The sequence below is a fragment of the Bacillus sp. Marseille-P3661 genome, from assembly GCF_900240995.1.
GTDB lineage: Bacteria > Bacillota > Bacilli > Bacillales > Bacillaceae_J > OESV01.
In genome coordinates this window covers 808,348-822,142 of the sequence record NZ_LT965954.1, presented here as the reverse complement: position 1 = coordinate 822,142, position 13,795 = coordinate 808,348, and the positions used below count along the sequence as shown (strand labels likewise).

12 protein-coding genes and 1 riboswitch are annotated in these 13,795 nt (G+C 35.0%); of the genes, 3 read left to right on the top strand and 9 right to left on the bottom strand.

Annotated features, from left to right (window positions below):
* Window positions 1–60: 60 nt before the first annotated feature.
* Window positions 61–813, bottom strand: a complete 753-nt coding sequence (locus C1724_RS26430; protein WP_374703467.1) for a methyl-accepting chemotaxis protein — start codon at window positions 811–813, stop codon at window positions 61–63.
* Between the two features lie 979 nt (window positions 814–1,792).
* Window positions 1,793–2,665, bottom strand: coding sequence for a YitT family protein (locus tag C1724_RS15100; protein ID WP_374703466.1), 873 nt, complete (start codon window positions 2,663–2,665; stop codon window positions 1,793–1,795).
* Window positions 2,666–2,973: 308 nt separating this feature from the next.
* On the opposite strand from C1724_RS15100, the gene C1724_RS15095 reads away from it, so the two are divergent.
* Window positions 2,974–4,143, top strand: a complete 1,170-nt coding sequence (locus C1724_RS15095) for an MFS transporter (RefSeq protein WP_102347553.1) — start codon at window positions 2,974–2,976, stop codon at window positions 4,141–4,143.
* A 442-nt stretch (window positions 4,144–4,585) separates the two neighbouring features.
* Here the strand turns inward: C1724_RS15095 and C1724_RS15090 are convergent, their stop codons facing one another.
* Entirely contained in the window at window positions 4,586–5,080 is a 495-nt protein-coding gene (locus C1724_RS15090) for a L,D-transpeptidase family protein (protein WP_102347552.1), read from the bottom strand.
* A 414-nt stretch (window positions 5,081–5,494) separates the two neighbouring features.
* On the opposite strand from C1724_RS15090, the gene C1724_RS15085 reads away from it, so the two are divergent.
* Entirely contained in the window at window positions 5,495–7,666 is a 2,172-nt protein-coding gene (locus C1724_RS15085; protein ID WP_102347551.1) for a sensor domain-containing protein, read from the top strand.
* Window positions 7,667–7,731: 65 nt separating this feature from the next.
* Here the strand turns inward: C1724_RS15085 and C1724_RS26145 are convergent, their stop codons facing one another.
* From C1724_RS26145 to C1724_RS15065, 6 genes are all read right to left on the bottom strand, one after another.
* Entirely contained in the window at window positions 7,732–7,992 is a 261-nt protein-coding gene (locus C1724_RS26145) for a hypothetical protein (RefSeq protein ID WP_258000436.1), read from the bottom strand.
* 46 nt (window positions 7,993–8,038) lie between these two features.
* Window positions 8,039–8,467: a 4Fe-4S binding protein gene (locus tag C1724_RS26140; protein ID WP_258000413.1), complete on the bottom strand. Its 429-nt coding sequence runs from the start codon at window positions 8,465–8,467 to the stop codon at window positions 8,039–8,041.
* Between the two features lie 40 nt (window positions 8,468–8,507).
* Complete coding sequence (locus C1724_RS26135) at window positions 8,508–8,747, bottom strand: hypothetical protein (RefSeq protein WP_258000412.1); 240 nt, start codon at window positions 8,745–8,747, stop codon at window positions 8,508–8,510.
* Between the two features lie 157 nt (window positions 8,748–8,904).
* Window positions 8,905–11,289, bottom strand: coding sequence for a glycoside hydrolase family 31 protein (locus tag C1724_RS15075; protein WP_102347550.1), 2,385 nt, complete (start codon window positions 11,287–11,289; stop codon window positions 8,905–8,907).
* Between the two features lie 141 nt (window positions 11,290–11,430).
* Window positions 11,431–12,024, bottom strand: a complete 594-nt coding sequence (gene thiT / locus C1724_RS15070) for an energy-coupled thiamine transporter ThiT (RefSeq protein ID WP_102347549.1) — start codon at window positions 12,022–12,024, stop codon at window positions 11,431–11,433.
* 125 nt (window positions 12,025–12,149) lie between these two features.
* Window positions 12,150–12,256, bottom strand: a riboswitch (TPP riboswitch).
* A 57-nt stretch (window positions 12,257–12,313) separates the two neighbouring features.
* On the bottom strand, window positions 12,314–12,580 hold the full coding sequence (locus C1724_RS15065; protein WP_102347548.1) for a hypothetical protein: 267 nt from the start codon (window positions 12,578–12,580) through the stop codon (window positions 12,314–12,316).
* Between the two features lie 348 nt (window positions 12,581–12,928).
* Between C1724_RS15065 and map the strand changes: the two genes are divergently transcribed.
* Window positions 12,929–13,681 carry a type I methionyl aminopeptidase gene (gene map / locus C1724_RS15060; protein ID WP_102347547.1) on the top strand — a complete coding sequence of 251 codons (753 nt, stop codon included), beginning with the start codon at window positions 12,929–12,931 and terminating at the stop codon, window positions 13,679–13,681.
* Window positions 13,682–13,795 lie beyond the last annotated feature (114 nt).

The window sequence follows — 13,795 nt, the reverse complement described above, 5'->3', positions numbered from 1 at the left end:
AGAAGTGTATGCAGTTACCATTTCGTTCTGTCGTAGGTAATGATTTCAAAAAGTAGCTTATTAATGATGGTGATTAAATTTAGAAATTAATTGTTCAAGTTCTACTGCCATACTTTTTAATGCATCTGAAACTAAAGTAATTTCCTTTAAAGACTTCACCTGTTCATCAGCAGAAACTGAAATGACATGGGTACCATTAGCATTTGTTGCTGCAATTATTGCCATTTCTTCAACGGATGCTGTCACTTGCTCTGTGCTTGCGGAAATTTGTTCTGCAACGGAAGACATCTCTTCAATTTGTGCTGCAACCTTCTCAGAGGCAGCTAGTATATTTTTAAATGTTGCCCCTGTATTATGGACAAGCGTAAGTCCACTTTCCACATCTTTTGTACCGACTTTCATTGCCTCTAATGTCTGATCCGTATCTGTTTGAATTTCTCTTATCAATTCTGTAATTTTTTTAGCTGAAGCTTGTGATTGTTCTGCAAGTTTACGTACTTCATCGGCAACGACTGCAAAGCCTTTTCCATGTTCACCAGCACGTGCAGCTTCAATTGCTGCATTTAAAGCTAATAGATTTGTTTGATCAGATATCGTTGTAATCACCTTAAGAATTTCATCAATTTGCTGTGATTTTTCGCCAAGTAATGAGATGGTTGATGCTAGTTTTTTTACAGATATATTAATAAGGTCCATTTGGTTAACAGCTGCTTCAATAGCTTTTTCACCTTGTCTGGCTTCAGATACTGTTGTTTGTGATTGCTCAGCTACAATATTTGCCGATTCAGCCACTCGCTGTATACCAATTGCCATTTCATCCATTGCTGTTGCACTCTCTTTAGCAGCTAGAGATTGTTGCGCCGTTCCGTTCGCTACTTCTTTCATTTTCTCAGTAATATGATCACTTGCCTTCATAGTTTCATCCACGTTTACAGCCAGAGTATGAGCTGTTAGTACAACATTCTTAGATGTTGTGGTAAGGTTAGTTAAGATTTCGCTAAGTTCTTGAAGTTGTAACTCTTTTTCATGTTCAAGCTTGTTTACTTGCGCTTTCTTAGTATGGATTAAAAGAATTGTTGCAGCACTAGTAAGAATTAGGAAAACTGCATGTATCATCAATAATCCAAAATGGTACTCCTCTGTTCCACATAAGAGTTCAGGAGCAACGAAATACCCAAGAAAATGCTGGATAGCAAAAATAATTGTGCTTATTACAATTAGATTAACTGATTCATAGTAGGCTAGAACTGCGATGACCATAAAAATTGAGAAATGATATTCAACTAACCCGTTACCACCTGCAATAAGTGATATACTAGCAAAGGTGAGCGTTAGCATATTAAGAGTTGGAGTGTATTTACTATATTTTGTCTTTTTTAGGTGAATAAATAAAGTGACCAAACATAATGCAATGGGTAAAACTAATAAAATATTTAAAAGTAAAATTAAATGTGGGGGAACAAAGTTCATATTATTTAGTGCAAGGTACTGATCCAATATCTTGAGGATTCTATGAAGTACATGAACAATAATAGATAGGGTAACAAAACCGAAAGAAAATAGGAGCATCATTTTATTCCTTTGTTGGTCAACCATAATATACACCCTCTTTTTAAGTTAATAATGTCTAAATCCAGTAGATTTTGTGTTTTCCATTATCAGTCAGAGGGATTATAACATATAAAATAAAGAATGAATTTAAAATTTCAATAAATTAGATATTTTGTCAAAAATTAAAAACTCTCTCGAACGCATAATTTATGCGACAAAAGAGTCTGTAAATTTCTGTAAATTAGTGAATAGCTTTCTTTTTAAATCTACCACCACGAACCTCTGCAATATCTCCTACTGCTAGAAAAGCACTAGGATCTATTTCTTCAACAATTGATTTCAATTTTGCTTCTTCCAATCGAGTGATAACGCAAAAAATAACCTTCTTATTATCACCAGTGTATGCGCCTTCCCCATTTAAATACGTAACTCCACGACCGAGGCGCGCCAAAACCGCTTCTCCTATTTCTTTATTTAAGTCACTTATGATCCATGCTGACTTAGATTGATCAAGACCTTCAATTACAACATCAATCGTTTTAAACGTGATAAAGTACGCTAAAATTGAGTACATTGCTCGATCCCAACCAAATACAAATCCGCCCCAACTGAAAATAAAAATATTAAAAAACATAATTACTTCACCAACGGAAAAAGGGAGCTGTTTATTAAGTAAAATGGCAAGTATTTCAGTACCGTCCAATGACCCGCCATAACGAATAACAAGTCCAACCCCAACGCCAAGAATGATCCCACCAAATACTGTTGCAAGTAGCATATCCTCTGTGAAAGCTGGAACATGATGTAAAAACGCTGTTGTTATGGACATTATTGTTACACCGAATAATGTAGAGAGGGCAAAGGTTTTTCCAATTTGTTTGTAGCCAATAAAGAAAAAAGGAACGTTTAGAAAAAATAGAAATAATCCAAGTTTTACGCCAGTTAAATGCGAAAGAATAATTGAAATTCCAACGATACCGCCATCCATAATCGTATTGGGAACTAGAAAAACCTCTATTCCAACAGCCATTAATACGGCACCTAAAAATATAAATAAAATTCGTTTTGCGATTTTTTGCTTTGTTAATTTTTTATGTTTAAGTTGTGTATTGATTTGATGTTCAATTGTTTCACTTACCAAATAAAAATCCCCTCCGTATGATAATTTTTATGTGTACTAATAATTATAGCACTTTAAGTGAATTTTCTGGTAATAAAAATGTCAAACAAATTTATTCATATTTCACAATATTGCTGGTTTTACAAGGAAAAGATAATTGGCAATCTGATGAATAGTGTAGGATAAGATCTTGTTTGTAATATGGAAACGAGAGATTTTTGAAAATAAAAAATAGAAATAAATAGAAAAATAATATATGCTTAATGTTAACTGTGTAATTGTGTCTGAATGGAGGATTTAGGTTGGAGAACAAAAAAGCTTTACCTATATTATTTCTAATTATGTTTCTCGTAATGGTTGGGTTTGGAATAATAATTCCCGTTCTTCCATTCTACGCTGAAGAAATAGGGGCCACACCAACGCAGCTTGGCTTACTAATGGCTGTTTATTCATTAATGCAATTGATTTTTGCCCCAATGTGGGGAAGAATATCGGATAGAATTGGTCGTAAACCGGTAATGTTAATTGGAATTGCTGGGTTAGCTATCTCTTTTTTTCTATTTGCAATGTCAACGCAGCTATGGATGTTGTTTGCCGCTCGAATAATTGGAGGGTTTCTATCTTCTGCTAATATGCCAACGGCTATGGCTTATGTTGCCGATATTACGACGGTTGAAGATCGAGGGAAAGGAATGGGGATTATTGGCGCTGCAGTAGGATTGGGATTTATTTTCGGTCCGGCTATTGGTGGAGTGTTTTCCCAAATGGCTTTAAGCGCTCCATTCTGGATCGCAGGTAGTGTTTCGACTTTAACTTTTATTATTGTTCTATTTATTTTGAAAGAGTCGTTAACAGCGGAAAAGAGAATTAGTAAGTCGGAAAGAAAGGAAAGCCCTTGGAGAACGGTCAAGGGATCTATGGGATTTCTTTATATATTACAGTTTTTTATTTCTTTTACCTTAGCGGGTCTTGAAGCAACGTTTGCTTACTTTGCTGCAGAGCGTGCAGGGTTAGATGCGAGAAGTTTGGGCTATATTTTTATGATTATGGGTTTTGCAGGTGCTGCAGTGCAAGGTGGATTAATTGGTAGGCTTATTAAGAAGTATGGTGAAGGCATTGTTATTCAAGCAGGTATCTTTGTATCTAGTGTAGGCTTTAGTCTTATTTTATTAACAAGTGATTTTATAACTGCAGCTTTATTTTTAACGATCTTTGGAATAGGGAATGGTGTTATCCGCCCAAGTATTTCGTCACTCATCACCAAAAAAATTCAAAGTGGCCACGGCGGTGTCACAGGGGTATTGTCCTCCTTTGATTCTTTAGGGAGAATAGTAGGTCCTCCAACAGGCGGTATGCTATATTCTATTTCAATTGGTTTACCGTATATCTCGGGTGCTATTATTTCAATTCTAGCATTCCTTTTATATAAGGTTTATGAAAAGAAAGTTAACTTAGAAAAATTAGCAGTTTAAGGCTCTTTTGGGTGTGGATTAAACGGTATTTATAAAGGACCAAGTCATCAGATTTGGTCCTTTATCTAATGGATCGCATTAGGGTACCTGTAGCGAGCCTGGTTTGCATACTATGTAGTTGGGGGGGCTAGTGTTACTGACAGAGTTGAGCAACTTTATGGTATTGTAGTCAGAAACAGGAGTGGATTCGGACAGGATGGAGCAATCTCATGGTAAAGTAGTCAGAATCTACTGGGGAATCGAACAGGACAAGCATTCATGCCAATGTAGTTAGAGTTAGCAAGGAACTTTGACAGCATCTAGCGCTTAGTAAGGTGCGAAAGCCCCATCTGCAGACAATGATTCGGACATGTATAGTCTAATACGAGGTCAGTCAGAAACGGGTCCGATAGGATAAGTGGTATTTGCTAGCCAAAGCCCCATCACTAAAAAATTCTTAGCTTTATGGGCGGATAGAAACAGGTGTTCCGATCGGAATAATTCGTGCAAGCTCTTCAACATCCTTGTTGTACATACGAATACAACCTGCTGAAACAGCTTTTCCGATTGAGCTAGGGTTATTTGTGCCATGTATACCGTAATGTTGTTTTGATAAACTCATCCACATTGTTCCATAGGGTCCACCTGGATTAGGAGCTTTATTAATAATGATGAAGTCCCCAACTGGAGTTTGTTGCAGCATGCGCCCAACTGCAATTGGGTATCTTTTTACTAGATTATTATTATTAAACAACGTAAGTGTTCGATTGGAGATTGAAACTTGAATTCGGTACGGTATCGTTTCAATAGCAGGAAATCCAGGTATCGTGATTGTTTGGCCTGCAAAAATAACATTAGGATTTATCCCAGGATTAGCCGCTATTATACTGTTAATAGATATTCTGTAATCAAGGGCAATGCTTGTTAATGTTTCACCACGTTTTATTAAATGTTTCATTTACGTTTCTCCTCTTGATTCAATTCGTATATCCTCTAAACAAATTAATATCCTATCAACAATGTATGCGAACTAGTAAAGTAGGTTTCAAGAAAGTTTAATTTAACCCACGCATAACGAGCGAAAACCCCCTATCCAAATATTCTGCAAATATGCTAAGAAGATAGGTGGAGGATTAACTGCCCGTAATGGTCCGACTGGTTCAAAGGTCTAGATCTTCCTTTTAGGTAACCAACCACTGAAGGAAGTTTCACTTTATCGGAGGATATTAAATTAATATTACGAAACGATTCTTACTAAAGTCTTAAAGGATAAATTTTTCAAAAATGTTATAAATTATTAAGAAATGGTAGATAAAAAAGAATATTGTAGTGCTATATTAGTAGCAGAGGTGTACAAGTTGGGGGTCTTTTTATGAAATTTTCATTACAACCATCATATAATTATGAAAAATTTAATATTACATCATTAGAAGAAACACTATATGGTTTAATACAAACTATCGATCTCGGGACAGGACAAGATTCAAATATTAAAGACCAGCTTCTGGATTTAATTAATTTAATAGTTTCTTTTGACCAATCAGTGATAATCGGTATAACTGATCGAACAGGAACAATTATTTATGTGAATGATATGTTTTGTAAAATTAGTCAATATAATAAAGATGAACTATTAGGAAACACACATCGTTTATTGAATTCAGGCCATCAAAGTAAAGACTTTTTTAAAAAGATGTGGGAAACGATAACATCAGGGCAAAAGTGGGAAGGTGAAATTAAAAATAAGGCGAAAGATGGTTCCTTATATTGGGTAAAGACAGCAATTATTCCAATTCCTGATGCGTCTGGAAAGCCAACTTGCTTTATTTCAATACGAACAGATATTACAGAAGGAAAAGTCGCTCAAGAACAGTTGTATATTGCACTGCAAGAAGAATATCGACAAACCGTTGATGCTTTAGACATCGTTGTATTTAAGATAAAAAGAAATCAAAATGGTGATAAATACTTTTCACTGTTTGCGGGAAATTTGGCGGAAAAGCTGGGCTATAATAACGCGGATTTTTATAATAAAACGGTATATGATGTATTCAAATATGAAGATGCAGAAAATATTAATCAATATTTTAAAAAGGTATTTCAAGAGGGAACACATCAAAATTTTAAGTATAAAAAGGGCGAACATATATTATTAATTTCATTGTCTCCGATTTTTAAAGACGATCAAGTAATCGAGATTGTTGGAAATGTGTCCAATATTACTGACCTGGAACATGCACAGGATATGATTAACCATATGGCATTTCATGATACGATTACAAATCTCCCCAATCAGCGTCTCTTTGAGTTAGAGTTGGAACAAGCTGTAGAACAGTGGACACATGGCCATCATTATCTGGGAATTCTCTGTTTAAGATTAAATGGCCTCGGCAGAATAAACGAGTCATTTGGATATGAAGTTGGTCAACGGTTGTTATGCTCAACTATCGATGATCTTAAGCAGGTTGTCAAAAAGTTTGGTGCATTATATCGGAGTGAAGGTAGTCGCTTTTATATATTAACGAAACAAGCCCAGTCCATAGCAGATCTAGAAAAGTTTGCCGAATGCTTACAACGGGAAGTTGAAAGACCAAGAGAAGTGGATCATCATGAATTTAAATTAACGTGCAGCATTGGAGCTAGTGCTTTTCCGGATGGCGATGGCTGTAAAGATTCAAAGCATTTGGTTAATAATGCAAATAAAGCTATGCGTTATTCAAGATTTAAAGTAGCGGGTAATTATAAATACTATACGAGAGAAGTTCACGAGCACTATAAAGAAACACTGACTCTTGAAGATGCATTAAAAAAAGCGCTTTACAATAATGAGTTAGAATTATACTATCAACCTAAGATCGATATCCATACAAATAGGTTAGTTGGTGCTGAAGCGCTTATCCGCTGGAATTCAAAAGATTTAGGGTTTGTAAGTCCGATGAAGTTTATCCCAATTGCAGAAGAGATGGGATTAATTTTATCATTGGGGAATTGGGTCCTAAAACAAGCTTGCAAACAATCCAAAGAATGGCTAGATAAAGGCTATAAGCCTTTAAAAATTGCTGTTAATGTCTCACCGCTTGAATTGCAGCATTCTTTATTTATATCCAATTTAAAAAAGACGCTCGAAACCGTCAATCTAGATCCATCACTTTTAGAGGTTGAAATAACCGAAAGCAGTATGATGTCTGATACTGATAAAAATATCGGAATCTTGATGGAGCTTCAAAATATGGGTATTTCTATAGCGATTGATGATTTTGGAACCGGGTTTTCATCTTTAAGTTATCTGAAAAAATTTCCTGTAAACTCATTGAAAATAGACCAAACCTTTATTCGGGACGTATTAAGTAGCACAAATGATTCTCAACTAGTTTTAGCAATGATAAATATTGCACGTACGTTTAAACTATCAGTGATTGCTGAAGGTGTTGAAACAGAAGAAGTTTTAAACTTTCTAAGAGATTACGGATGTGAACAAGTACAAGGGTATTTTTTCGATAAACCTTTACCGGTTGCAGATTTTGAAATAAAGTATTTAGTCTAAAGCCATAAAAAAACTGACTTAATGATCGTTTTAACGACTTTTTAGGTCAGTTTTTTAATAGAATTTTAGTGCCCTAAATATTCAATAATTGGTATGAGCTGTTTATATTCCTCATAAGGAATAGTAGAGTTCCAAAATCCAGTTATCTTGGCGACTATGAAAACAGTAAAAAATACTAGTAAAAAAGATGTAGGTATAACCCATTTGTTTACTTTTTTATTTGCAATCGTCATATTTAAAGTACCTTTTACAGGACATGCTTCGATGCAAGAAATACAAGCACTACATTCGGGTGTATTAACTGCTTGTAGTTTAGCAACTTTTATACCTTGAGGACAGGCTCTTGTACATTGATTACAGTCTATGCAAGTGTTACCATTTGCGCTTAATTTTAGTAATTTGGAACAAGGAGCCTAAGCCAATAAGTGCGCCATACGGACATAAAAAACGACACCAAAAATTTTGAAAAAGTAAAGACAACAGCGTTAAAATCAGAAGAACTTTAATTGCTAAGTCACTGATATTTAAGAAAAATAGCATCATTTTTATATCTGCTACTTTGTTATAAGGACTATTTAAAAAGTCTATAGTTGATGTAGTAGGCATATCAAAAATAATAACTTTAATGATCAAAACTAGTAGTATATATTTGATAGATTGTAATATATATACTAGTGGTTTAGGTACCTTGAGATTTTTTTTGGAGATTTGTTTCCCTAGTTTCCCCAAAAATTCACTTAATGTTCCTACAGGGCATAGCCAACTGCAAAAAGCTTTACGAAATAGAAGGCTTGAAGACATGATCACTGTAAATAAAACAAGTCCAGCGGGATGGATGAAGTCAAACTCTCCAGTTTACAATCCATACTCGAAGTGCCATTAATGAGCTGATAGGGAGAAATCCTTCAACAGCACTTGGTTTATCAATGTATGGAACTACTCCATTATTAGCAAAATGCATGTAAAACTGATAAAATTGCCAGCCAACATATAAGAGAAATAGCGCAAATAGCAGTTGGATACTATTCCTAGTCCATTGAACTGGTTTTCTTTTAATTTTTCTATAAATAGATTTACTCATCATGGTTTCCAAGTGCCTCACGATTTCAATTTTCTTTTATTATAGAAAAATTATTGTAGAGGGGGTGTGATACTTATCATATCTTAAATAAACTATATGGAAAAAGAGGCAACAAAAGACCCCTACTCGAAGAAAAGTAGGGGGTGTTTAAGAATTATTAATCAATATTTAATGTAATAATCAGTAATTCATTTTCGAGTACAACATTCTCTTGTTCAGTAGATATATGAACCCCGTTTACAGTAATGTTCATATCATTCTTTGTATGATGAATAATTAATTTCCATTGTTGATAGCTCGGCTTATACATTGCTGAAACATTTTGAATAGTAATATCAATGGCTTCAGCGTGAAACTGACAGTGTATTTTCTGTTCCCAAAACTCTCCATTTTGGTAATCGTAGGATTGACCGTCATCATCGTATATCGTATATGTCGTTTCACCGGATGAAACGGGATAAACATGCAGTTGTAGGTCTGTTTCTTTTGTCTTCGTAGATTGTTTCACTGATCCTTGTAAAATACAAGAACCTCGTTTTATATAAACTGGCAACGTTTCAAGGTCTGCGTGTACTAGTATATGGTTATTTCCAGTTGCAACTTCGTCTGTCCAATAATTAACCCACTTGCCGTCTGGCAGATATACAACTCGATAGTAGGTATCAGGCTGCATTATTGGTGCAACTAACACATTATCGCCAATTAAAAACTGATCTGATAGGTTGATAACATGTTGATCATTTGGATATTCCAATACTAGCGGGCGCATCACTGGTATACCTGTTTTACTTGTTTCAGCAAATAAGGAATACAAATGCGGCAGCCATTTATACCTTAATTGAATATACTTTTTTATAATTTTTTCATATTTCTCACCAAATGCCCATGGTTCCTGTCTCACCGAATCTAGTGCATTATGATTTCGAAAGTAAGGGGTAAAAGCCCCTACCTGTGTCCACCTTGTGAGTAATTCGCCAGTACAGTCATGTGCAAAGCCGCCAACATCTGGGCCACAAAAAGCAACACCTGATAGACCTAAGTTCATACACATCGGAAGTGAAAGCTGTAGGTGTTCCCAGAAACTTCGATTATCTCCTGTCCAGACAGCAGCATATCGCTGTATTCCAGCATAACCTGCTCGAGTAAGTAGAAATGGTCGTTTCCCACTTAATTGAGTCTGTAATCCCTCATAGGTTGCCTTTCCCATTAATAAACCGTAAATATTATGAAACTCGCGATGGGTTTTAGGATCGCCATCATTGTCATGCATAACATCAAAATCCATTGTCTTAGATTCATTGAAGACAGCAGGTTCATTCATATCGTTCCAAATACCTTCAATGCCTTGTTCTGTATAAAATTGATGCTGTTTACCCCACCATTGTTGAGTTTCTGAGTTAGAGAAATCAGGAAAAGCACTTATACCTGGCCAGACCTCCCCAAAATATAGATCGCCCTCGATATACTTGCAAAAGTGATTTTGTAATATTCCTTCTCGATATATTTTATACGCTGGGTCCTTTTTAACTCCAGGATCAACTATAGGAACAACATGGATACCGCTTTCTTTTAAAAAAGCAATAAGCTGTCGTGGATTTGGGAACGCGTTTTTGTCAAAAGTAAAAACGCGATACTCATCCATATAATGAATATCTAGAAAAATAGCATCTAGCGGAATTTCTTTTGTTAAAAAACTTTCAGCTATTGCTTTAACTTCGGACTCAGATTGATAGCTATACTTTGATTGATGATACCCGAGTGCCCATTTTGGTGGCAATGGCATACGGCCAGTTAACGTCGTGTATTGTTCTAGAACATCTTTAGGTGTAGGTCCTGCAAAGAGATAATAATCAAGTTGACCACCTTCCGCCTTGAAGGAATAAAAGTTCGGATCAGATTTTAGGTCAAAGGTTGTTTTAAAGGTGTTGTCAAAGAAGATGCCATGTGCATTTCCGTCACGAATTGTCATGAAGAAGGGGATTGATTGATATAGAGAATCTGTTTCTGGATTATGAGGTGCAAATACATCAGAATTCCACATCGTCATTTTTTCCCCACGCTTATTAAGGAATCCGGTTTTTTCTCCAAAACCGTAGAAGTGATCTTGCTCAAGCATTTCTTTAAAACAAATGACTTCATTTGTACTTGTATGCCCCATACCCTTCACTGTCTCATTCACAAGTGTCGAGCCATCTATATCCATAGCTGTAATGCGAAATGGTGATTTATTAAGCTTTAATACTAATTTATTAGAAGACAGCATTATTTCACATTCTGAATCTTGAACATGGATTGTTACGTCCTCTGGGCCTTTAATTACAGCAGCACTAGTTTTCAATGAAACATTCTCTGTTGGATTCATAACAATGCGTACTATATCTTCACGATAAAAAATAACTTTTACAAAGCCAGCTTCACAATGTATATCAAATGAATTATTATTTTCTTGAAATGAAAGTTGTGAGCCAATATCATAGAGAGACGTAGCCTTTTTATTACCATTCGTACTAGGATGGATCGCAAAACTTGAATCTTCTAACATAAATCATTCCCCCTCAAAAAATATTGCTCATGTTAATTTTTATTGAGTAAGTAAGTTATATGAAATAAATGGAAATATATTTACATTTTACCATTATAAATTAAAAAATGAAAAAAGACCGTTGAAAAAACGGTCTTAAAATTAATAATTAAGTTTCGCATTGGATACAGTAAAGTACTTTGGAGCGGTATTTATTAATATTGAAACAAATATGGCAGATAAAATAAACGATGGCAACATATAAGTTCCGTTATAAAGGAAGGAATATAACGCAGCTGGAGTGCCTTCAGGTGCATATTCTGCAAAGAAAATAATTCCTGCCATAACGTGGGCCAAAAATCTTAACGCACACCCTAACAAGGTACCAGCAATAACATAAGTTACTACTTTACGTTTAGATTGATCTTGAATTCCTTGTTGAATTTGTGTTGCAAAAATCCCTGCTAAACCAAGAACAGCAAATGCAATTCCGTATTCGAGGATACCTTGGATAGGATGGGCGATCCAAGCTTGTCCTGTTATAACTTGCAGACCACCTAGCAATAAACCTGATAACAATCCACCTTTTACTCCCCATCTAAACGCGACTAAAAACACAGGAACCATCGCTATTGAGATTGAGCCGCCTTGAGCCCAAATTTTAAGCTGAAAGATATTAGCTAACAAATCAAATACATAAGCTAATGCTGAAAATAAAGCTACTTCCACTAAAAATAACGTTTTATTTCTTTTCATGAGAACTCTCCTTGTTTGTTGCTCCATAGAGCGATTCATTTTATTGTTAATCTTTCAAACAATCTTTATAAAATAAAAAAGCTGCCTTTGGGCAGCCTGCAAGCATAGATGGTATGAGTGACATCATAAAAAATGTCTATTCATCCCTACGCTGGCATTACCCAGATCAGGTTAATGGGTCGATACTTGTTAGTATCCTCTCAGCCATATCTTAGCTCCCCAATGTGGTTTCTATATAAACTATATCAATGAAGAATGATTTTGTAAATATTGAAACTTTTTGAAGACTTTATTCAAGCATAAATAATTGAGGTGAATTTAGTTGGTTCATGATCGATTCTGTTTCGAGATATTCTTGAGAACGTAATTTGATCAGTTCGATTGATAATTGATGTATTATTGATTCGTAGTTACTTATATCAAGGGTAATGGTTTTATGATAATGGGATTTAATACTATATAAAGTGCATGTCGCTGTATTTCCATTAATCTCAAGACCTTTATAAAAAGGGTATTCACATTCGATAAAAGCTTGTTTAACTGTGTTAATATCCATTGATATCCCCCTTGACTAAAATTACTTATTCCAATGGTAACATAAATAAGTTGTTTTACAACTCTAAGAAAAATGTTCAATTTCCGAAGTTTTTTTACCTATATATGTATATAGAATATAGAACTATATGTAAAAGACCGAATGGAGTCCACATGAATAAAGGAATTTCATTATTATTATTTGCATTTTTTTATAAGAAATTATAAAAAAGTCTCATAGAATATGATAATGAGAGTATAGCTGTTGAAAAACCAATCTAAATGCTGACATAAATACTTTACTTTGAAAAATTCCGTTGGTATTGTTACATTTATTAATAGAGATTTTTTTTTAAAAAAGGAGATTGACATGATTACATTAAAATCACAACGTGAAATAGAATTAATGCATGAAGCAGGGAAATTATTAGCACGTTGTCATCAAGAAATTAGAAACATGATTAAACCAGGAATATCAACCCATGATATTGATTCTTTCGTAGAAATGTTTTTAATAAAACATGGTGCAACGCCTGAACAAAAGGGTTATAAAGGCTATGAATATGCGACTTGTGCGTCCATTAACGACGAGATCTGTCATGGATTTCCTCGAAAGGAACCGCTGAATGAAGGAGATATTGTGACCATTGATATGGTGGTAAATTTGAATGGTGCATTAGCGGATTCTGCCTGGACTTATAAAGTTGGAAATGTTTCAAAAGAAACTGAACGGCTGCTGGAAATTACGGAGAAGTCATTGTATGTGGGAATTGAAAAAGCTCTTGTTGGTAATAGGGTAGGTGACATAGGTCATACTATCCAAAGTTTTGTAGAGAATGAAGGTTATTCAGTGGTAAGGGAATTTACGGGCCATGGTATTGGACCTACGATTCACGAAGAGCCGATGATTCCGCACTTTGGTATGGCTGGTAAAGGCATTAGATTAAAAGAAGGTATGGTAATTACGATTGAGCCAATGGTAAATATCGGTGAGTGGCGTAGCAAAATGGACGAAAATACATGGACAGCTCGCACTATTGATGGCAAACTATCTGCTCAGTATGAACATACAATTGCTATCACTAAAAACGGTCCACTTATTTTGACGAGTCAAGATATATAAAAGTGAGAATAGAGCTAATTTGCACTATACGAACAAAATATAAAAAAACAGGTTCTCCAACCAGTAGCGGAGTGCCTGTTTTTTTATCGTCGGTCAATAGATTATGCACTTGAA